We start from the raw sequence: 19,661 nt of genomic DNA, 5'->3' as shown, positions 1-19,661 counted from the left end.
CCTCGGTTTCCGTTCAGAATACCGCCTCTACCCAGTACTATCAGGATATCCAATTCAATCCTTTTTCAAATTTATCCAAAAACAGCATTACAGCAAGCTACAGGCATGTGGGTGAAAATCTTGATCTGTATCAGCTGGCAGGATCAGGAGGGTTTAATTTACCTTCAGGGTATGTTTCAATCAGGGGAAATATTTACACGATGAATAATCAAAGTGACCCTGTTGTGAATAATACCTATATTTCTTATCACCGCGAGAACAGCGAATTTACGCTGGGAAATATCAATAAACTTTTAGAATTATCTCTTTTCGGGCGGGGCGCAGAATATGCTTTTACTTCTTCCGATAAAGATAAAAAGGTGGAAGTAGGCTTTGTTGACCAGACTTTTAGCCTGATCGAAAGAAACTCATTTTTAAAATACGGCTACGGTTTTTATGCTAAAGGTACGCTTGGTGCTCAAAATGCTTCCCGTACCATTTCAGGGACATATATTTTCAGAAATGATCCTTATGATAAGGCAAAGCACAATTTGCTGGGAACAGATATGCAGTATTCATTCAATAAAGACTGGAGAGTGAATACCAGAATATACGGAGGACTCAGCTTCTATGAAAATAACAATGTTACAAAGCCTTCATTAGCACTGGAATCTCAATATTCCGGGATGATCAGTAAGATCAGCCTGAATGGAGATTATTTTTACAGCACAGATTATTATCCCGGAAACCGGAGAGGAATATTACAGATACAGCAGAATTTTTCTACCCATATCTTCAAAGATTATTATGTATATACCAACGTTGTTATCTCTAACTTCTCCCCTAAGTTTTATTTTTACAATAATGACCTGAAATCAAACAGTATAAGATTTGATACGGGAATTAATTTTCCTAAAAAAAGTAATTTCGGGTTGGGTATCGGTTATCAGTACCAGGAAGAAAACTCCAACACCTATAATAACTTTTTCATTGTCCCGGGGAATCAGGAGGCTAAACAGCTGAAGGCACAGAGACTCACGGAATATATAACCTAGTCCAGCCCTGATAAAAAGCATTCATCAATCATAGGAATAGAAACAGGTTTAGTAAATTATCCGGATATTGACGGTTCTCAATATCAGATGAAAATCACCGGAAGCTATAATTACAAATGGTTTAATTTAACTTCCATTTATCAATACGGAAGCTATTTTCTTTCTGAATATGCCTTTTCCAGGATGCTTAATAAAAATACAGCCTATAAAAAGCTTTCCGTTTCAGCTTTTGTTAATAAAAACTTTTTTGACAAGAAGATAAATCTAACTTCGGGATTATCTTATACGGATGATGTATTGTATGGAAAGTCTCCTTCCGGGTTTATTAACCTGAAATATTCAAAAAAACGTTACGGGATTTATCTGAATTCTTCGTGGTTTAATTATTCTTCAAACAATTTCAGCAACAATCTTTTTACCGTTGAAGCAGGAGTCACCTTAAACCTCGAACCCAATACCCTGAACCCGGGAAAGAAAGGAGATATAAAAGCCCTGGTATTTTATGACCATAACAACAATAATGTATATGATGATGGGGATAAAGAAGCAGAAAACTACCTGATCATGCTCAATAATATTTCTTTTAAAACCAATAAGGAAGGGAATATTATTTATAAATCGGTTCCTTTCGGAAAATTTATTTTAAAACAGGTGATCCAGCAGGGATGGTATTATGATGAAGCTGAATTTGAAGTTCAAAAGCACTCCTGTTTCTTAGAAATCCCTCTCCATCAAAACGGGACAGCCCAGGGGAAAGTCATTTATGATTTTGATGCCAAAACAGCTCTGGAATTCAGTCCTAAAACCGGGGGAATTATTTTTAATATTTATAAAGACGATCTGTTCTTAAAACGTATTGTCACTGATGATAACGGTGAATTCGTTTCTTTCCTGGAATCGGGGAATTATAAGATCGAGCTTAACGAAAATTCATTATCAGCCAATACCTACAGCGAACGCACCACTTCCGGCTTTAAAGTTGAGGCAGGAAAAATAATAAATGTTGAACCATTTATGATCAAAGTAAAAGAAAAGAAAATCAGGGTAAAGAAATACGGAAATTAACCCTGTCGTTTCACATTCATTATTCATTTATATCTGAAAGATACATTCTCATGATGATATATCCCTTTTCTGCGGGCAGATCTAAACCCGCCTAAACCCAAGGAATGGAAATTGAAATATATACAAATTATACATACTATTTCCAGTTTGTATTTAAAATAATAATTATATTTTTACAAAACAACTAATATAATTTAATTATATAGTATAATGTCATGATTATAAGCAATAAAGATAAAATTATCCGCAAAATGAATATATTCTTAGGAATATTAATATTGGATATTTTTCTGACCATAGCCGGTTTTATCCTGAAATTCTTCATTAATGAAAATTTCAGATGGCCACTATTTTCTTTCTCCCTTGCATTGGGTGTGTACATCATCATCCGGCTTATGAATCTGAGGATCTTTCAATTTGAGAATTCGGGGGCTATTTTTTCCGTTAAACGCTATCATCCTTTAAAAAAAGGCATTGTATTTCCGATGGTTGAATATCCTGTCAATATGCTACGCACTTTAAAAAGAGACCGGCTTTTATTTTCAGATTTCATTATCATAGAGGTACATTCAAAGAAAAAAGACAAATTAATCCGTTTTAGTATTAAAGTTTCATCTTTCAGTGAAGGGGATTACAGGAAGATGAAAAATTCTTTTCAATAATTTAAGCTCAATGCAAAAGCATAGTCATCATTCCAATTTTTATGTTATCACCGGCGGTCCCGGTGTCGGAAAAACAACCGTTCTTAATGAACTGAAAAAGAAGGGATATACAACTGTACCGGAAAATGCCCGGGAAATTATTCAGGAACAGGTAAGAAATAACGGTGAAGGGCTTCCCTGGAAAAACAGGGAATTGTATACCTCACTTATGATCAATGCCGCCGTAGAAAGTTTTAAATCCTTTTTTTCCACTACAGATACCGTTTTTTTCGATAGAGGAATCTTAGATTCATTTTGTTATGCAGATATGATGAGTTTAAAAATCTCTGATGAGATGAAGGATATTGCCCAAAACCTCCGGTATAATCAAAAAGTATTCATACTTCCTCCCTGGCCTGAAATCTATACTACTGATGATGAGAGAAAACAAACCTGGGAAGAGGCATTAAATACTTTTGATATCATGAAGAAAACCTATTCCGGGTATGGATACAGGCTCATAGATGTTCCTTTAGAATCCGTTGAAAACAGGGTCAAATTTATTACAGACCACTTATAAACCTGTTAATTAAAAGACTGCTTGTAGCTCAAAGGGGTTACATTCATTTTCTTTTTGAATAATTTATTGAAAGACTGTGAATGTTCAAACCCAAGATAATAAGCGATCTCCGCTACAGAATAATTAGTAGTTGTAAGATATTCTTTTGCCTTTTCAATAAGCTTTTCATGAATATGTTGTTGGGCATTTTGGCCTGTGAGATTACGGAGCATATCACTTAGATAATGCGGTGACAGATTCAGTTCTGAAGCCAGAAATTCTACAGTAGGAAGGCCGTTGTTTAAAGCCTCCTGCTTATTGAAATAATCTTCCAGCAGAGATTCCATTTTAGAAAGCAGATTACTGTTCACCGTTTTCCGGGTGATAAACTGGCGTTTGTAAAACCGGTTGCTGTAATTCAGCAGCACTTCAACATAAGAAATAACAACATCCTGGCTGATCTCATCAATTGCAGTTTCCAATTCTCCCTGGATATTTGCCAATAGCCCTACAATAAGGGTTTTCTCTTTGTCTGACAGATGTAATGCTTCATTCGTATCATAAGAGAAAAATCCATATTTTTTAATGCTCTTCACCAATGGGTAATTCCTTATAAAATCGGGATGAATCAAAAGTGTGTATCCGTGATATTCGGCTTCTTCGTCAGTAGATAATATCTGATTGGGAGCTGTAAACATCATTCCGCCCTCATTAAAATCATAATAGCCCTGCCCATATCCCATTTTACCGTTCTCAGAAAACTTGTATGAGATCTTATAAAAATCGAGAATAAAATTCCGTTTAAGCATATCTTTGTTAACACTCATTTTGGTATTATCTACAAGGCTGATGAGCGGATGAAGAGGCTTCGGAAGCCTTAGCAGATTATGAAGCTCCGATATGGATGAAATCTTTAAAGGGGCGCTGTCTTTCTTTTCCATGATATAAAAATATGAAAATTAGTTATGAGTTTTGAGTTATGAGTTTAAAGTCAATCAGAAGTTGTAGGTTTATTTCACACCGTGAATCTTAACTCATAACTCATAATTCTTAACTCTTTTAAATAAACTGTTTTCCCAATTGTTCTCTGAACATCTCATCACCAAGCTCAAGACGTTGTGCATACAATGCTTTTGCATCTGCTCCGGCAACATATCTTAATTGTTTTTTGCCGTCTGTAGCTGCTTCATATACTACCTCAGCAATAAGTTCCGGTGTTGAAGCCCCTTCCATCATACTTTCGGTATTTGAAAACATTGTATTGATCATTGGTTCATATTCCGGTTGTGTTCCCATATCTAAAGAACGGCTTATAAAATCTGTTTTAATTCCGCCCGGAGAAACTGTTTTGATATTTACTCCGAAAGTATTGAGTTCAAAAGCAAGACTTTCGCTCCATCCTTCCAATGCCCATTTTGTTGCATGATAAGTGGATCCTAAAGGGAACGCAATCAGCCCGCCAATAGAAGTGGTCGTAATAAACATCCCGTTTCTTCTTTCTCTGAAATAAGGGATAAAAGCCTGGGTCACACGGATAACCCCTAATAAGTTGGTGTTTAACTGTTTTACAATCTGATCATCCGTCAATGCTTCCAAAGGACCGATCAGTCCGTATCCCGCATTATTGAAAACCAGATCAATATTGCTGAGCTCAAGTGCTTTTTTTACAGTAGACTGAATCTGCGCCGGATTGGTTACATCCAATGGAAGTAAGGTTATGTTTTCCAACTGGTCCAGTTCGGTTTCAGATTCAGGGTTTCTCATTGTAGCGATTACGTTCCAACCTCTGTTTTGAAATAATTTTGCAGTAGCTTTTCCTAATCCTGCAGATGCACCTGTTATAAAAATTGTTTTCATTTTTTTGATGTATTTAAAATTACAGGACAAAGGTCAGCATTAGCAAAAAGGAAGTAGTTGCCAAAGCGGATAAAGATGTAGCCAAAACGGAATCCGGGAGAATCGGATATTTTTATCAGCCTGAAAGTAGTTCTTTAGTGCATTTAAAAGTGTAAGATCATTGAAATTCTTTTCCGAATTTTTTGAAATTCTGTAGCTCGGGCAGAGCCTGAACCTTCATTGTGCTTTTGGTTTTCTTCACCGGTTTTTCCGAACCTAAAATTTTAGTTTCTTCAGTTTTGGTTCCGGTCAGAAGATTAAAATCTGTTTCTTTGGTTGTGTTTTTACCATCCCAGAAAGTTTTTGAGAAGTGAATCAGTTCAAATCTTCCGTTTTTAAATCTGAAGGTATGCTGAGATTGCCCGTCCTTTATATCGGATATCATAATGAGGTTTCCATCCTCAACAGAGAAATTGGAAATCTGATTCACTGTATGCTTTCCATTTTTCCCGGAAGGATATTGAGGTTCAATGATATTGGTTGAAGATAAAATAGGTTTCAGTTTTCCATCTTGCTGACCAAAGAAGATTTCTAGTTTTAAGGGCACAACAGAAGCTGCAGTATCCATGCTTACCATAATTTTATCTGTGAGACCGTCGTTATTCAGATCTCCTTCTTCTTCTCTTACTTTTACAGTAAAATTATCTTTTATTTTATCCTGTGAATAGATATTGATTTCTATTAAAAGTAAAAGGGTCAGCAGTAGTTTTTTCATAGTAAGCATTAATTTGGTACGGCAAGTTATAAAGACTATTCCACAAATTCACAATAAAATACTTTTTTAACCTATCTTTATAATCGCTGTTATCATCAATGAAAAACCGGTAAGATATGACCTCACCGGTTTGAAAAAAACAAAAATTGATATGGATATGATTAGATATGTGTTTGTTTTTGGTGATACAAATTTATATTTATTTAGACTTAATAAAAATAATAAACCTAATGATATTTATCAGTTTATCGTTAATTTATTTCCAAGATGAAAAAAAATGAATAAAAACTGTAAATCAAATATTTAGTTGATATAATTAAAACAAAAAAACTATATATAATTTTACACTAATTAACATAATAACTTTTTTTCTCTATTGATTGATTTATTATATATTTACCAAACTAAATTTAGCCATTTATTATTATGAAAAACTTAAAAAAACTAACCCGGATTGATCTAAAAAGTATTACAGGAGGACTATTTAGAGAAAACAATTGTCATTGTCACGGAAGCACCCCTTCAAGCCCCAATCAAGGACTCCCTCCAATTGATATACCTTCAGATAGTGCAGCACAATGTTTCAATACTTGTGCCTGTTACAGAGGTGAGCCAGGATGCATAAAATAATCAATTTAGAAAAATTTCTGAAATTTATATATGCAATTAAAAAAATATAAGAAAAAAATAAAAATTGGGAGAATATTAATTATTCTCCTATTTTCTAGTTTTTATTCTGCTCAAAAGATTACCATTGAAAATAAAAATGATTTTCCAATTGAAGTTATTTTTTTAAAAAAACAAATTGAAATTGGAAGTTATGAAAAGAAAACAATTCAAGAAAAAAATGAAATAACAAATATTGACATAATTCAAAACAAGAATAAAGATTTAAAAATAAATATCCCTCTTTTCTTAAACCCACAAGAGTCCTTAATAATAGAAAATAATCAAAATAATATTTATTTCAAGGGAGATAAAGACAGCCTTCATCATTATATTTTCAAAAGTCTTGTATCTGATTTATTTATTCAAATGGGAAATTATCAAAAAAATTATCAAAAAAATGATGTGAATGGGATGCTCAAAACGTCAGAAATCACATTAGACAACGTTCTCAAAAAAATAGCAAAACTAAATACTCCTCCCTTAGAAAAAGAAGATTATTTATATAAAAAGATTGAAAAATATACAATCAACTTCTGGTTATTCTCTGTTCTTACAAATGTTGACAATGAAAATTTGGGAAATACAGAAAAAGAGATTATGCTATATTATTTCAATAAGTATATAAAAAAAGAGGTAAATGATTTCTCATGTAGCAGATATGAGCAATATGATATAATGCGAAGATATGCCAAGCATAAAAAAGAACTCAATCTCTTCTTACCTAAATATGATATTGTTGAAAAATCTGAGGATGATTCTGTCAATCAATTTCTAAGTAAAAGTTGTCAGGCATTTTATTTTAAAGGATTATATAATTATTTAAATCACAGAAAAGATCCTAAAGCAGAAGTTTACGAAAAAATTTTAAAAGAAAAATTCCACAATTGATACTTAATTTAAAACTTAATAATTTACTTCTTTTTACATTCTTATTTTCTGGAATGTTTTTTGGCTTTTCTCAGAATTATCAGATCCTCTATAAAGTAAATTTCCGCCCTATTAAAGAAAAATCCGATTATAAAACAGAATATATGCGTTTAGAAATATTGTCTAAATCTAAAAGCATTTTTTATAACTTTATTAATGAAAAAGATTCAATAAATACTTTAAAAGGGGATCAAACTCCATATTTAAGGTTTACGATTATTCAAGAGGATAAAAAATATAATTATTATGGAAACTTTAATAATTTATATTTTGTCTTTAATGAGCCGTTAAAAGTAGATTGGAATATAAGTAATAAAATTTCGGATTTTAGTGGTTACAAAGTACAAGAAGCAAAAATAGAATTAGATGGAAGAAAATGGATTGCTTTATTTGCGCCTGAAATTCCAATTACAAACGGATTATATAAATTTTCAGGTCTTCCCGGCTTAATTTTGAAGATATATTCCGAAGATGGTGATTACAGTTTCGAAATGATTGAAATTACTAAAGTTACATCTAAAAGTTTTATTAATTCTTTTCAGACAAGTAAATTTATTCAGTTAAAAAAGAAAAAGATTGAAACCTATATTTCAACTTTTTTAAAAGATCCGGCGACTCAAAACATTAAATTAGTAAATAGTTATGGTGATGAATTTGACTATAATTTTAGTGGTAAAAAAGACAATTCATATAAGGATATGAATAATTATATCATAGAAATCCTCGGAAAATATAATAATCCTATCGATAAGAAAATTTATCTCCTAATTTTTTAGAATTTTTAAAGCCACCTGTAAAAGTGGCTTTAGTATTTATTGATTAAATTAAAATATTCATCATATCTGGAGAATCATTGAGATAAGATTCATAATAACCTGATTCTTTCATCCTTTCTGAAAGCCCTTTAAAATCGGCATAAGAAGCGACTTCTATTCCTACAATGGCAGAAGCTGTTTCACGGGAATTTCTTTTGGTATATTCAAAAAAAGTGATATCATCTGACTTTCCCAGAACATTCAGTACAAACTCTTTAAGTGCTCCCGGACGCTGCGGAAACCTGACAATAAAATAGTGTTTCAATCCTTTATAAAGCATTGCCCGTTCTTTTATTTCTTCTGTCCTTGTAATATCATTATTACTTCCGCTGGCTATACAGACTATATTTTTTCCGGATATTCTATCTTTATACTGGTCCAGTGCCGCAATAGCCAAAGCTCCGGCGGGTTCCAGAACCATTGCATCTTTGTTGTAGAGTTCCAATAACGTTTCACAGACCTTCCCTTCATCTACGGCAATACAGTCGTAAATATAATCTTTGCAAATCTCAAAACTAAGGTCACCGACTTTCTGAACAGCTGCTCCGTCTACAAATTTATTAATATGAGCCAACTGCGTGTTGATTCCTGCTTCGATAGAGGCTTTCATTGAAGCTGCACCTTTGGGTTCTACAACGATGATCTTCGTTTCGGGAGACAGGACTGAAAAAACGGTTACTATGCCGGCTGCCAGTCCGCCACCTCCTAAGGGCACAAAAATAAAGTCAATTTTTTCTTCTGCCTGTTCTATGATTTCCACTGCTAAAGTGGCCTGGCCTTCAATAATCTGAATGTCATCAAACGGGTGAATAAAAGCTGCTCCGGAATCTTCGCTGTACTGCATCGCCGATTTTTTTGAATCGTCAAAAGTATCACCGGTGAGTTGTATTTCAATGAAGCTTCCGCCAAACATAGCCACCTGTTCCAGTTTTTGTTCCGGTGTTGTAACCGGCATAAAAACAGTTCCCGGAATTTTGAGCTTATTGCAGGCAAATGCAACTCCCTGTGCATGATTTCCTGCACTGGCACATACAATCCCATTTTTCAGCTCTTCTTTTGCATGCAGATTATAGATCTTATTATAAGCTCCTCTTATTTTATAGGAACGCACAGGCTGCATATCCTCTCTTTTAAGGAATATATCCGCAGAAAACTGGTCTGAAAGTCTCAGGCTTTTTTGTAATGGTGTTCTATTAATAATATTTTCCAGGGTCTTCCGGGCGCTTTTCACCGAATCCAGTGATGGAAAATTCAGGGTTCTATTTTTCATATTCATAAGCTCTGTCCGGACGCAGCGACCGTACTACTTTCCCGGCTTGCCACAATTCACTGTTTCTCAATTCTTCAAGTTCCCTGTTCAATCCTTCTCTATAGTCTTCTTTACTGTTGCTGGAAATAGACTTCTGTGATTCATTGCCCTCTTTTACGCTTCCGTATAATTCTTCAAATACGGGTTTTGTAGCATCATAAAATTTCTTCCACCAATCTAATGCACCTCTCTGCGCTGTTGTAGAGCAATTGGCATACATCCAGTCCATCCCGTTTTCAGCAACAAGAGGCATTAAAGACTGGGTTAATTCTTCCACTGTCTCATTGAATGCTTCCGAAGGGGAATGCCCCTGGGCTCTTAAAACTTCAAACTGAGCGGCAAAAAGCCCCTGTATCGCACCCATTAAAGTTCCCCTCTCACCTACCAGATCACTGTAAACTTCTTTTTTAAAATTGGTTTCAAACAGGTATCCGCTTCCTACGGCAATCCCTAATGCAGTTACTTTATCCTTAGCCTTTCCTGTTGCATCCTGATGGATTGCATAGCTGCTGTTAAGCCCCTTCCCTTCAACAAATAGCCTTCTTAGAGAAGTTCCCGAACCTTTGGGGGCCACTAAGACTACGTCTATATCTTTAGGCGGTACAATATTCGTCTGATGGTTGTAAGTGATCCCGAAACCATGTGAAAAATATAGTGTTTTTCCCGGAGTAAGCTGTTTTTCCAATACCGGCCAGAATTCGATCTGTGCAGCATCGCTTAATAAATAACAAAGAATACTTCCTTTTTGCGCTGCTTCTTCCAGTTCAAATAAGGTTTCACCGGGAACAAATCCATCCTGTACTGCCTTATCCCAGCTTTTAGAATTTTTACGCTGCCCCACAATTACATTAATTCCGTTATCTTTAAGATTAAGGGCTTGTCCCGGCCCCTGGATACCGTATCCCAATACTGCAACAGTTTCATCTTTCAGAACTTCCCTGGCTTTTTCAACCGGAAATTCATCTCTTGTTATTACGTTTTCTTCTACTCCTGCAAATTTAATTAATGCCATAATTTTGTATTTAATTGTTAATGTTTTTCAACCTTTTTAAAGGCTATTTTATATACTGAATATGTGCTTATCCAAATTATTGATAAGCTGTTTTTTCAAGGATTCCTAATTTTTTATGAAAAGCTCCGTTTGATTTGATCACCGCTACTCTTCCGCTTCTTATAAACTCTATAAGACCGTGTGGCTCGAGAAGTTCCTGAAAACTGCCTATTTCTTCATGATGCCCGACAATGGTAAATACCGTATAATCATTTCTTATACTGACAATCGTAGCTCCATAGCGCCTCAATATCCTTTCTACATAAAATTTTTCTGAAACAACATTGGTCTCCAGCTTAAAAAGGGCCAACTCCTGCCAGACAATTTCTTCATTGGTGTTATAGTAAACTTTAATGACTTCCACCAATTTCTGAATCTGCCTTGATACTTTTCTCACGGTTTCTTCCTCAATATTCACTACAATCGTAAATCTTGAAATGCTCTCAATCTCTGTAGGAGATACATTCAGACTGTCAATATTGATCCCTCTTCTGGAAAAAACCATGGCTATTTTTGTAAGCAACCCCACCTGATTTTCGGTAAAAACGCTTATGGTGTATTCTTGTTTATTCATTTTAATGATTTTTATTTTAAACGGATTTCACTGATGCTGCATCCCTGGGGAACCATGGGAAAAACATTATTTTCCCGCCCTACCATTATTTCAAGGAGGTAAGATCCTTCCGTGCTGAGCATTTCTTCGAGTGAAGTCTTTAAAAACGCTCTGTCTGTTACATGTTTTGCTTTGATGCCATACGCTTCGGAAACAGCAGGAAAATCAGGGCTTGTAATCTCTACAAAAGAGTACCGCTTGTCATGAAAAAGTTCCTGCCATTGGCGAACCATTCCCAGAAAGGAATTATTGAGGATGATCATTTTGACCCCGATGTTGAACTGGGCAATCGTTCCCAGCTCCTGGATATTCATCTGGAATCCCCCATCTCCCGCAATACAGATGACATGCTTATCCGGGTTAGCCATTTTTGCACCGATCGCAGCAGGCAAGCCAAAACCCATTGTACCCAACCCGCCTGAGGTTATATTTCTTTTTGATGCTTTAAATTCTGCATACCTGCAGGAAATCATCTGATGTTGTCCTACATCAGTGCAGATGATATATTCACCATCCGTAATCTCATTCAGGTATTTAAGCACCTCGGCCATTGTGAGTTCATCCGTTATGGGATTAAGCTCTTTCTCAATAACTTCTTCATGCTCTTCATACTGAAGCTTTTTAAACTGTTCCAGCCAATTATCATGAGCATTCTTATCCAGCATTGGGATTAAGAGTGAAAGTGTTTCTTTACAATCTCCTAAAACGGGGACATCCGCTTTTACATTTTTATCAATTTCTGCAAGATCAATATCAAAGTGTATCACTTTTGCCTGTTTAGCATACTGATCAAGCTTTCCTGTAACACGGTCGTCAAAACGCATTCCTACTGCAATCAATACATCACACTCATTGGTTAATTTATTGGGAGCATAATGGCCATGCATCCCCAACATACCGACATATAACGGATGTTCTGTAGAAAGAGCTCCTAGTCCAAGTGCTGTAGACGCAGCAGGAATTCCTGTTTTTTCAACCAGTTTTTTCAGTTCTTCTTCAGCATTTCCGATAATGACGCCCTGCCCGAATATCAGAAATGGCTTTTTAGCATTATTAATAAGCGTTGAAGCCCGTTCTATATATTCCTTTCTGATATCAGGCTTAGGTTGATATGAGCGTATTGACACGCAAGCTTCGTAACCTGAAAAATCAATTTCCTGAAGCTGTGCGTTTTTAGTAATATCAATTAAAACAGGCCCCGGCCGGCCGGATTTTGCAATATAAAATGCTTTTGCCAGTATCTTTGGAATATCTTCCGCATCTGTGACCTGGCAATTCCATTTTGTAACAGGAGCTGTAACATTTATAATATCCACTTCCTGAAAAGCATCAGATCCCAAAAGTGAGGCATATACCTGCCCGGTAATACATACCAGAGGCGTACTGTCAATCATGGCATCTGCAAGACCTGTGATAAGATTGGTTGCTCCCGGGCCACTGGTGGCAATAACAACGCCTATTTTTTCGGAAGATCTTGAAAATCCCTGCGCTGCATGAATAGCCCCTTGCTCATGTCTTACCAAAATATGTTGCAAAACATCCTTATAATCGTACAATGCATCATAAATCGGGATAACGGCTCCTCCCGGATATCCGAATACCGTATTTACATTTTCTTCTTTAAAAATTTCCAGGATCACTTCTGCTCCTTTCAACTTTTTTGTCCGGAAAACAGGCTTATTTTCTTTTACTGTATTTAATGCTGGCTTCATTCTTTTTAATTTAAAAATCTGTTATACATCCCTGAGAAGCATCTGATACGAGTTTTGCATATTTATATAAAACACCGCTCTTCACTTTATAATCAGGTTTTTTAAATCCTGATTTTCTTTCTTTCAGCTCATCTTCTGTGATCATTAGGTTGATGGTGTTTTTTTCAGCATCAATTTCAATGATATCGTTATTTTTTACCAGCCCTATCAATCCGCCTTCAAAAGCTTCAGGCGTAATATGTCCTACTACAAAGCCATGAGTTCCCCCGGAAAAACGGCCATCGGTAATTAAGGCAACATTTTTCCCCAGTCCCGAGCCCATTAATGCGGAGGTGGGCTTTAACATTTCCGGCATTCCGGGAGCTCCTTTTGGACCTTCATTTTTGATTACCACCACATCACCATCACTGATCATTTTATCTTCTATGCCTTTGATAAACTCTTTTTCACCATCAAAAACAATTGCTTTGCCTTTAAAAAAGCTTCCTTCTTTTCCTGTAATTTTTGCTACACATCCTTTTTCAGCAAGGTTTCCGTACATAATTCTGATGTGTCCTGTCTTTTTAATAGGATCATTGACATTTCTGATAACGTCCTGTTCCCTGTCTATGATCGAAGTGATGTTCATAAGGTTTTCAGCCATTGTTTTTCCGGTCACCGTAAGGCAGTCCCCGTGAAGAAGACCCAGATCAAGCATGTATTTCATCACCGCAGGAACACCTCCAACCTTGTGAAGATCTTTCATCAGGTATTTTCCGCTTGGCTTCAGGTCTGCCAACAAAGGGGTCGTATCACTTATTCTCTGAAAATCATCAAGGCTTAAATGATGGCCTATACTTTTTGCTATGGCTATAAAGTGAAGAACTGCATTTGTACTTCCCCCCAGGACCATAATAATCCTTAATGCATTTTCGAAGGCCTTTGGAGTCATGATATCAGAAGGTTTAATATCTTTTTCCAGCAATATTTTTATGTAATGCCCGGCAAACAGACATTCTTCTTTCTTTTCTCTGCTTAATGCAGGATAAGATGATGAGTACGGTAAGCTCATTCCCAATGCTTCAATAGCGGATGCCATGGTATTCGCAGTATACATTCCGCCACAGGCTCCGGCACTCGGGCAGGAATTTTTTATAATTCCTTCATAATCTTCATCTGAAAGATTTCCTGCAATTTTATTTCCCAATGCTTCAAAAGCAGAAACAATATTGAGATCATTTCCTTTGTAGTGGCCGGCCTCTATACTTCCGCCATATACCATGATAGATGGACGGTTCAACCTGGCCATCGCCATTAATGACCCAGGCATATTTTTATCACATCCGGGTACGGTAATCAAACCATCATAATACTGCCCGGCACATACTGCTTCAATACTGTCGGCAATAATATCCCGGCTCACCAGTGAGTATCGCATTCCATCAGTACCATTCGTCATCCCGTCACTGATTCCTATCGTATGAAACATCAGTCCTACCAGGTTTTGCTCGGTCACTCCCCTCTTCACAAGCTGGGCAAGGTCATTCAGATGCATATTGCAGGTGTTTCCGTCATAACCCATGCTCACCACTCCGATCTGGGCTTTTTCAAAATCTTCTTTCTGAAAGCCTATTCCATAAAACATGGCCTGTGTTGCAGGCTGTGTAGGATCCTGGGTAAGTGTTCTTGAGTATTTATTAAGGGGCTTACACATATTGCAACTGGTTTTTCAGGTAGGTATAATCTTCATTTAAAACAAGATGCCTGTAAGCTTTCTGTACCAACGCAGAAGTGCTTTTCTTCCATTCCAGTTGAAAAGGAACTTTATCCAGAGATTCCAGAGCCACTATTTCTGCAGCAGTACCACAAAAAAATGCAGCATCAGCACCTTTCATTTCTTCGGGCTTGAATCGTTTTTCTTCATATTTAATCCCTAACTGATCACATATCTCAAAAACCGCAGCTCTTGTGATTCCCGGTAGGATACTTCCTTTTTCAGGAGTATACAGTTTTGAATCTTTTTCATAAAAAACATTAGCTCCGGAACTTTCCGCAACATTCCCGCATTCATCTAAAAGTAATGCCTCGTTAAAACCTTTCTCCTTCGCTTCCTGTGATGCCAGAATAGAATTTACATAATGCCCGCTGACTTTAGCTTCTATCTTAAATGCTTTAGGATTAGGCCGCTCAAACGAAGACGTCATTACTCTCAATCCCTCAGATAAATAGCCGTTATCCCAGTTCCATGCTTCTATAACTAAAAAGCTTTTCAAACCTTTTGAAAGAGCCATATTGGGTGAACAGATCACAAGCGGCCTGATATAAGCATTGCTTAAATTATTCATTTCTAAAAGTTCATAAGTGATCTCAATCATTTCCGGAGTAGTATGATCAAAAGGCATCATCATCAGTTCAGCCGATCTTCCTAACCGGTCATAATGTTCTTCCGCTTTGAAAATTTTTGTTCCGTTTGTGGTTTTATAGGCTTTAATTCCTTCAAACACAGCATAACCATAATGAAGAGACTGTCCGTAGAGATCCGTGGAAGCTTTTGTTGCTTTTAAAAACTTTCCGTCGTAGTAAAGAATACTTTTTTCGTTGTAGTACATACTTGTCTTTATAAGATTTTTCGGTTAACACAATAAAAAAAGCCATCCTCAGATGAGAATGGCTTCATTTATTTGAAATATATTTTTGCTAACTTTCAACAATGCCACTGCTCATCACCGGAGATCCGATAATGACAAGAATGACAGTAATAATATTGTTGAACGTTTTATTCATTTTTGATTTTTGATGAGACAAATGTATTAATTTTTTTTAATTAAAAAAATATTTTGATGTTTTTTTGAAAAATAATCAAAAAATCGCGGATTATGTTCTTGTGAGCTGATCCAGTTTTTTTAAGAGTGTCGGAATTCTGTACAGACCATGCATCTGTTTTATTTCCGGGATCAGGATATCTACATCAATTCCTTTTGCAGTAAGAAATAAAGGTGTTTTGCTTTCTCCCCTGCAGATGCTTCTCCTTTGGGAATCCGGGGATGAAAATTCATTTTTTGCAATCCCGATCACAGGATATTTTTGCCCTAAAACTTCATAAAGATAACCACCTAAACCAATTTTGCCATCGTTATCCAGGGTTACATATCCGTCGATTATAATGCTGTCACCGTCTTTAAGCTGTATTTTTTCCAATAAACTCAGAATACAGGGCAATTCTCTTTTATAAAATTCCCCGCTTTGATATTCGAATGTAATTTCTGTTTTTTCGTTAAAAATTTCAGTTTCTTTTTCAGAATTCCAGTCTTCAAAAGCAATACAGACCGTATTAGCATGATCATCGTAATAGTACGTATCAAAAGCGTAAATCATTGTCGGCCTATTTATTAAAAAACTCACCAAAATGCCATAAAATTCCGGACGGATCATGCACGAAGCATTCTTTTCCCCAATCCAGTGTTCTGACAGGGCTAAGTTTTACTTTTCCGTATTTTTCAGGAAGATTTAAAGATAAAAGCTCCTGCCAGAAATCTTCCACATTCTCAACTTCCATGAAAAGCATCGTATTGTCAATCCAGTCTTTCACATAAGCATCCTGAAGGTAGAATCCTATTTCCTGTTTTTTGAACAGTGATAAATTATATTCTAAAATAATTTCTTCAAATCCCAGGTCAGCGTAGAATTTTCTGCTGATCTCAAAGTTTTCAGCGCCTATAAAAGGTCTCAATGATTTTACATTCTGTTTCATTTTTATCTGTTTTTCCAGTGAATATACTGCATTTCAAATTTAATTTCTCCTTTCCCATGAGTTCCGGTTTCGATCCAGCCAGATTTTCTGTAAAAGGTTTCCGCTCTTGTACCGGGTGCCGTTCCGAGCCATACCGTATCCTTCGTCTGGCTAAAATACCAGTCAAGCATATTATCGTGCAGCTTCCTTCCGATCCCCTGTTTTTCAAAATCAGGATGTAAAAATAAAGCCCAGATATTATTTTCTTTAAGATCAACAATTGAGAATCCTGCTATCCGGTGATCAATTTCGCAAACCCAGCCCTTTCCCCTTTCAAATAAAAATTCTTCACAATCCCGGTCGGTAACCAAAGAAGGATCAGAAAGCATATTTTCTTTTACGGAATTTCTCACCAACTGTATTTGCAGAATATCTTCTTTTTTAGCTTCACGGATTATCATATCATTCAATTAAAGTTTTAATAAAAGCCTATAAGATATTATTCTTACAGGCTTACTTATTTTTTATAATCTAAAGGTACTAATTTATTTCAGTGAATTAATTTTGCAAATTATTTCTTATCAACGACAATTCTTTCCGGGCTGTTAGCAATATCCCATGCAGTTGTAAAAACCAATTGTGTTCTTTTCTGTAACAAAGCATAATCGATTTTTTCAACATCATCAGTCGGTTTGTGATAATCTTCATGAATTCCGTCAAAGAAAAATGCTACCGGAACATTATTTTTTGCAAAATTATAGTGGTCTGATCTGTAATATAATCTTTGAGGATCTGCGGGATCATCGTATTTATAGTTTAATTCCAGATTATTGGTTTTCTTATTGGCAGCTTCATTGATTACTTTCAATTGTGAGCTTAACATTTCTGAACCAATTACATATACATATTGTTTTCCTCTGTTTTCAGGATCATCACGACCGATCATATCGATGTTAAGGTCAACCACAGTATTGGCTAACGGAAACACCGGATTATCCGTATAGAATTCAGATCCGAATAAGCCATGCTCTTCTCCGGTTACATGAAGGAACAGGATTGATCTTTTAGGTCCGTTCCCAGCTTTTTTAGCAGCCTGGAAAGCTTTTGCAATCTCCATTACACCCACTGTTCCGCTGCCATCGTCATCTGCACCGTTATAAACAACTCCGTTTCTTGTACCTACGTGATCATAATGGGCGGATACTACAATTATTTCCTCAGGCTTTTCACTTCCTTCTATGAAAGCTAGTATATTTTCCGAATCCGGAAGATTACCACCGCCTCTTTTCTTCATAAAATCAGCCGGGACTTTCTGATAGTAAGAACCAAGAGCTTTAGGATAAGAGATTCCTAAGTCTTTATAAAAATTAATCATATACTCTCCTGCTTTTTTCTGTCCCGGGCTGCCGGTATCTCTTCCTCCCATTTCATCAGAAGCAATTACATATAGATTTTTCTTTAAATCTTCCGCGCTAATAGTCTGATAAGCCGCCTGAAATGCTTTTTCAGCTTTAGAAGAAATTTTTGGCGATGAATCCGTAGCGCTTTTCCCGTCGTTGGCCACTTTAGCAGTTCCACAGCTTGTCAATAACGCAACAGAAAATAGTGGAATAAGTATTTTTCTCATTATAAAATTATTTCTTTAAAAATAACAAATTTTATTTAATCTGTAATGGATTCTAATTTTTCTTATATTTGATATAATTGTAAAAAGAATGGAAAATATTTACGGATTCAATCATTACTCTTTTTTTACTGAAATGTCTGAGCTTGCTTCGAGGAACAACAGTTTTGACCTTTCATTAGGCCTTCCTGATTTTGCCATTGATGAACGTTTAAAATACTTTCTTAAAGAATCTGCAGACGCTATTCACCACAATTATGAACCCATTGCAGGAAACCCTCTGCTGATCGAAAATATTATTAAATTCAACTTAAAAAGAGAAAACAAAATTTCACTGAAAGAAAATGAAATAACGATTGTTCCTTGCGCAACCTTTGCTTTATATACTTCCCTTAAATGCATTTTAAACCAAGGAGATGAAGTTATCATCATTCAGCCATCTTATTATACCTACGGGCCTTCTGTATTTCTTAATGGCGGCATTCCTGTGTATTATGATCTTGACAATGATTTTGTGATAAACTGGGAAAAACTTCAAAATTGCATTTCAGAAAAAACTAAAGCCATTATTGTGAATTCTCCGCAAAACCCAACTGGAAAAATATGGGATCAGTCAGATTGGAATCAACTGTATGAATTAATAAAAAACCGTGAAATTTATCTGATTTCGGAAGAGATTTATGACACCTACTGTTATGATGGTATACAACATTACAGCTCTTTCATCCATCCTGAATTAAAAAAGAGAACATTCTGTATCTTCTCTTTCGGAAAAATGTTTCATTCTACAGGCTGGAAGGTAAGTTATCTGCTAACTTCCGAGGAACTGACCCCTAAATTCAGATGTCATCAGCAGTATATTTCCTATAGCGCCAATGCTCCTGCCCAATATGCTGTGGCAAAATACCTTGAAGTGTTTGATTCTTCTGAAAATCAGAAATTAATGCAGCATAAAAGGGATATTTTCAATAAGCTTATCGCTGATACCCCATTACAAACCGAACAAAAATCTCAGGGAAGTGTTTTCCAGGTTGTTAATTTTCGGAATGTTTCCAAAACAATGACGGATGTAGAGTTTTCAAGGTGGCTCACGATTGAAAAAAAGGTGGCTTGTCTTCCGCTTTCCGCATTTTATAATTCGAAACAGGATTCTGATTATGTGCGGTTTAGCTTTTCCAAGAAAGATGAAGTGATTATACAGGCATTGGAGCATTTGAGAAAAAATCTATAGGTTGTATAGGTTAACCGCAAAAAACGCAAATTATTTTATTGACTCTTGTTTAAGATGCAAGGAATTTTATCTGCGATAGAATTGATTGTGC

General features: G+C 35.9%; 21 protein-coding genes. 8 read left to right on the top strand and 13 right to left on the bottom strand.

Annotation, left to right across the window (positions count from 1 at the left end):
• From PMI13_RS18205 to PMI13_RS18190, 4 genes are all read left to right on the top strand, one after another.
• The coding region (locus PMI13_RS18205) for a hypothetical protein (RefSeq protein ID WP_007846469.1) at window positions 1-1,034 on the top strand (1,034 nt) is incomplete at its 5' end.
• A gap of 87 nt (window positions 1,035-1,121) precedes the next feature.
• Window positions 1,122-2,099: a hypothetical protein gene (locus PMI13_RS18200; RefSeq protein ID WP_007846468.1), complete on the top strand. Its 978-nt coding sequence runs from the start codon at window positions 1,122-1,124 to the stop codon at window positions 2,097-2,099.
• A gap of 251 nt (window positions 2,100-2,350) precedes the next feature.
• Window positions 2,351-2,761 carry a hypothetical protein gene (locus PMI13_RS18195; RefSeq protein WP_156104486.1) on the top strand — a complete coding sequence of 137 codons (411 nt, stop codon included), beginning with the start codon at window positions 2,351-2,353 and terminating at the stop codon, window positions 2,759-2,761.
• 10 nt (window positions 2,762-2,771) lie between these two features.
• Entirely contained in the window at window positions 2,772-3,320 is a 549-nt protein-coding gene (locus tag PMI13_RS18190) for an AAA family ATPase (protein WP_007846466.1), read from the top strand.
• A gap of 5 nt (window positions 3,321-3,325) precedes the next feature.
• Here PMI13_RS18190 and PMI13_RS18185 read toward each other — a convergent pair whose 3' ends face one another.
• From PMI13_RS18185 to PMI13_RS18175, 3 genes are all read right to left on the bottom strand, one after another.
• Window positions 3,326-4,240, bottom strand: coding sequence for a helix-turn-helix domain-containing protein (locus tag PMI13_RS18185; RefSeq protein WP_007846465.1), 915 nt, complete (start codon window positions 4,238-4,240; stop codon window positions 3,326-3,328).
• A 118-nt stretch (window positions 4,241-4,358) separates the two neighbouring features.
• Window positions 4,359-5,156 (bottom strand): SDR family oxidoreductase, encoded by a 798-nt coding sequence (locus tag PMI13_RS18180; protein ID WP_007846464.1) that lies wholly within the window; start codon window positions 5,154-5,156, stop codon window positions 4,359-4,361.
• Between the two features lie 157 nt (window positions 5,157-5,313).
• Entirely contained in the window at window positions 5,314-5,910 is a 597-nt protein-coding gene (locus PMI13_RS18175; protein WP_007846463.1) for a hypothetical protein, read from the bottom strand.
• Between the two features lie 426 nt (window positions 5,911-6,336).
• Between PMI13_RS18175 and PMI13_RS21860 the strand changes: the two genes are divergently transcribed.
• From PMI13_RS21860 to PMI13_RS18165, 3 genes are read left to right on the top strand one after another with little or no spacing between them, the layout of a single operon-like run.
• Entirely contained in the window at window positions 6,337-6,540 is a 204-nt protein-coding gene (locus PMI13_RS21860; RefSeq protein ID WP_449384736.1) for a bacteriocin-like protein, read from the top strand.
• A 30-nt stretch (window positions 6,541-6,570) separates the two neighbouring features.
• Window positions 6,571-7,467 (top strand): hypothetical protein, encoded by an 897-nt coding sequence (locus PMI13_RS18170; RefSeq protein ID WP_007846462.1) that lies wholly within the window; start codon window positions 6,571-6,573, stop codon window positions 7,465-7,467.
• A complete protein-coding gene (locus tag PMI13_RS18165) occupies window positions 7,464-8,282 on the top strand; it encodes a GLPGLI family protein (protein WP_007846461.1) in 819 nt (272 codons plus the stop codon). Before PMI13_RS18170 ends, PMI13_RS18165 begins: the two co-directional genes overlap by 4 nt.
• A gap of 43 nt (window positions 8,283-8,325) precedes the next feature.
• On the opposite strand, the gene ilvA is transcribed toward PMI13_RS18165, so the two are convergent.
• The 10 genes from ilvA to PMI13_RS18115 all read right to left on the bottom strand — a co-directional run bounded on the left by ilvA (window position 8,326) and on the right by PMI13_RS18115 (window position 18,342).
• Complete coding sequence (ilvA, locus tag PMI13_RS18160) at window positions 8,326-9,597, bottom strand: threonine ammonia-lyase IlvA (protein ID WP_034670496.1); 1,272 nt, start codon at window positions 9,595-9,597, stop codon at window positions 8,326-8,328.
• Window positions 9,581-10,642, bottom strand: coding sequence for a ketol-acid reductoisomerase (ilvC, locus tag PMI13_RS18155; protein ID WP_007846459.1), 1,062 nt, complete (start codon window positions 10,640-10,642; stop codon window positions 9,581-9,583). Before ilvC ends, ilvA begins: the two co-directional genes overlap by 17 nt.
• Before the next feature lie 76 nt (window positions 10,643-10,718).
• The gene (gene ilvN / locus PMI13_RS18150) at window positions 10,719-11,255 is read right to left on the bottom strand and encodes an acetolactate synthase small subunit (RefSeq protein ID WP_007846458.1); all 537 of its coding nucleotides are present in this window, start codon (window positions 11,253-11,255) and stop codon (window positions 10,719-10,721) included.
• Between the two features lie 11 nt (window positions 11,256-11,266).
• Window positions 11,267-13,006 (bottom strand): biosynthetic-type acetolactate synthase large subunit, encoded by a 1,740-nt coding sequence (ilvB, locus tag PMI13_RS18145; protein ID WP_007846457.1) that lies wholly within the window; start codon window positions 13,004-13,006, stop codon window positions 11,267-11,269.
• Window positions 13,007-13,016: 10 nt separating this feature from the next.
• The gene (gene ilvD / locus PMI13_RS18140) at window positions 13,017-14,699 is read right to left on the bottom strand and encodes a dihydroxy-acid dehydratase (RefSeq protein ID WP_007846448.1); all 1,683 of its coding nucleotides are present in this window, start codon (window positions 14,697-14,699) and stop codon (window positions 13,017-13,019) included.
• Window positions 14,692-15,594 carry a branched-chain-amino-acid transaminase gene (gene ilvE, locus PMI13_RS18135; protein ID WP_007846447.1) on the bottom strand — a complete coding sequence of 301 codons (903 nt, stop codon included), beginning with the start codon at window positions 15,592-15,594 and terminating at the stop codon, window positions 14,692-14,694. The genes ilvD and ilvE overlap by 8 nt, the downstream gene beginning before the upstream one ends.
• 265 nt (window positions 15,595-15,859) lie before the next feature.
• Entirely contained in the window at window positions 15,860-16,360 is a 501-nt protein-coding gene (locus PMI13_RS18130; protein WP_007846445.1) for an endonuclease V, read from the bottom strand.
• Between the two features lie 7 nt (window positions 16,361-16,367).
• Window positions 16,368-16,736 (bottom strand): VOC family protein, encoded by a 369-nt coding sequence (locus PMI13_RS18125; RefSeq protein ID WP_007846444.1) that lies wholly within the window; start codon window positions 16,734-16,736, stop codon window positions 16,368-16,370.
• 2 nt (window positions 16,737-16,738) lie between these two features.
• Window positions 16,739-17,176 (bottom strand): GNAT family N-acetyltransferase, encoded by a 438-nt coding sequence (locus PMI13_RS18120; protein ID WP_007846442.1) that lies wholly within the window; start codon window positions 17,174-17,176, stop codon window positions 16,739-16,741.
• Window positions 17,177-17,286: 110 nt separating this feature from the next.
• On the bottom strand, window positions 17,287-18,342 hold the full coding sequence (locus PMI13_RS18115) for a M28 family metallopeptidase (protein ID WP_007846441.1): 1,056 nt from the start codon (window positions 18,340-18,342) through the stop codon (window positions 17,287-17,289).
• Between the two features lie 88 nt (window positions 18,343-18,430).
• Between PMI13_RS18115 and PMI13_RS18110 the strand changes: the two genes are divergently transcribed.
• Complete coding sequence (locus PMI13_RS18110) at window positions 18,431-19,570, top strand: aminotransferase class I/II-fold pyridoxal phosphate-dependent enzyme (protein WP_007846440.1); 1,140 nt, start codon at window positions 18,431-18,433, stop codon at window positions 19,568-19,570.
• The last annotated feature ends 91 nt before the right edge of the window (window positions 19,571-19,661 follow it).

Source organism: Chryseobacterium populi, assembly GCF_000282115.1.
Taxonomy (GTDB): Bacteria; Bacteroidota; Bacteroidia; order Flavobacteriales; family Weeksellaceae; genus Chryseobacterium; species Chryseobacterium populi.
The sequence above is the reverse complement of the archived record's forward strand: the minus strand, read 5'-3'. Positions and strand labels throughout refer to the sequence as shown.

What these genes read in the sequence shown, in the direction of transcription:
- PMI13_RS18200 (WP_007846468.1), top strand. Translation starts at nt 1,122, where the DNA reads ATGAAAATCACCGGAAGCTATAATTACAAATGGTTTAATTTAACTTCC.
- PMI13_RS18195 (WP_156104486.1), top strand. Translation starts at nt 2,351, where the DNA reads ATGAATATATTCTTAGGAATATTAATATTGGATATTTTTCTGACCATA.
- PMI13_RS18190 (WP_007846466.1), top strand. Translation starts at nt 2,772, where the DNA reads ATGCAAAAGCATAGTCATCATTCCAATTTTTATGTTATCACCGGCGGT.
- PMI13_RS18185 (WP_007846465.1), bottom strand. Translation starts at nt 4,240, where the DNA reads ATGGAAAAGAAAGACAGCGCCCCTTTAAAGATTTCATCCATATCGGAG.
- PMI13_RS18180 (WP_007846464.1), bottom strand. Translation starts at nt 5,156, where the DNA reads ATGAAAACAATTTTTATAACAGGTGCATCTGCAGGATTAGGAAAAGCT.
- PMI13_RS18175 (WP_007846463.1), bottom strand. Translation starts at nt 5,910, where the DNA reads ATGAAAAAACTACTGCTGACCCTTTTACTTTTAATAGAAATCAATATC.
- PMI13_RS21860 (WP_449384736.1), top strand. Translation starts at nt 6,337, where the DNA reads ATGAAAAACTTAAAAAAACTAACCCGGATTGATCTAAAAAGTATTACA.
- PMI13_RS18170 (WP_007846462.1), top strand. Translation starts at nt 6,571, where the DNA reads ATGCAATTAAAAAAATATAAGAAAAAAATAAAAATTGGGAGAATATTA.
- ilvA (WP_034670496.1), bottom strand. Translation starts at nt 9,597, where the DNA reads ATGAATATGAAAAATAGAACCCTGAATTTTCCATCACTGGATTCGGTG.
- ilvC (WP_007846459.1), bottom strand. Translation starts at nt 10,642, where the DNA reads ATGGCATTAATTAAATTTGCAGGAGTAGAAGAAAACGTAATAACAAGA.
- ilvN (WP_007846458.1), bottom strand. Translation starts at nt 11,255, where the DNA reads ATGAATAAACAAGAATACACCATAAGCGTTTTTACCGAAAATCAGGTG.
- ilvB (WP_007846457.1), bottom strand. Translation starts at nt 13,006, where the DNA reads ATGAAGCCAGCATTAAATACAGTAAAAGAAAATAAGCCTGTTTTCCGG.
- ilvD (WP_007846448.1), bottom strand. Translation starts at nt 14,699, where the DNA reads ATGTGTAAGCCCCTTAATAAATACTCAAGAACACTTACCCAGGATCCT.
- ilvE (WP_007846447.1), bottom strand. Translation starts at nt 15,594, where the DNA reads ATGTACTACAACGAAAAAAGTATTCTTTACTACGACGGAAAGTTTTTA.
- PMI13_RS18130 (WP_007846445.1), bottom strand. Translation starts at nt 16,360, where the DNA reads ATGATTTACGCTTTTGATACGTACTATTACGATGATCATGCTAATACG.
- PMI13_RS18125 (WP_007846444.1), bottom strand. Translation starts at nt 16,736, where the DNA reads ATGAAACAGAATGTAAAATCATTGAGACCTTTTATAGGCGCTGAAAAC.
- PMI13_RS18120 (WP_007846442.1), bottom strand. Translation starts at nt 17,176, where the DNA reads ATGATAATCCGTGAAGCTAAAAAAGAAGATATTCTGCAAATACAGTTG.
- PMI13_RS18115 (WP_007846441.1), bottom strand. Translation starts at nt 18,342, where the DNA reads ATGAGAAAAATACTTATTCCACTATTTTCTGTTGCGTTATTGACAAGC.
- PMI13_RS18110 (WP_007846440.1), top strand. Translation starts at nt 18,431, where the DNA reads ATGGAAAATATTTACGGATTCAATCATTACTCTTTTTTTACTGAAATG.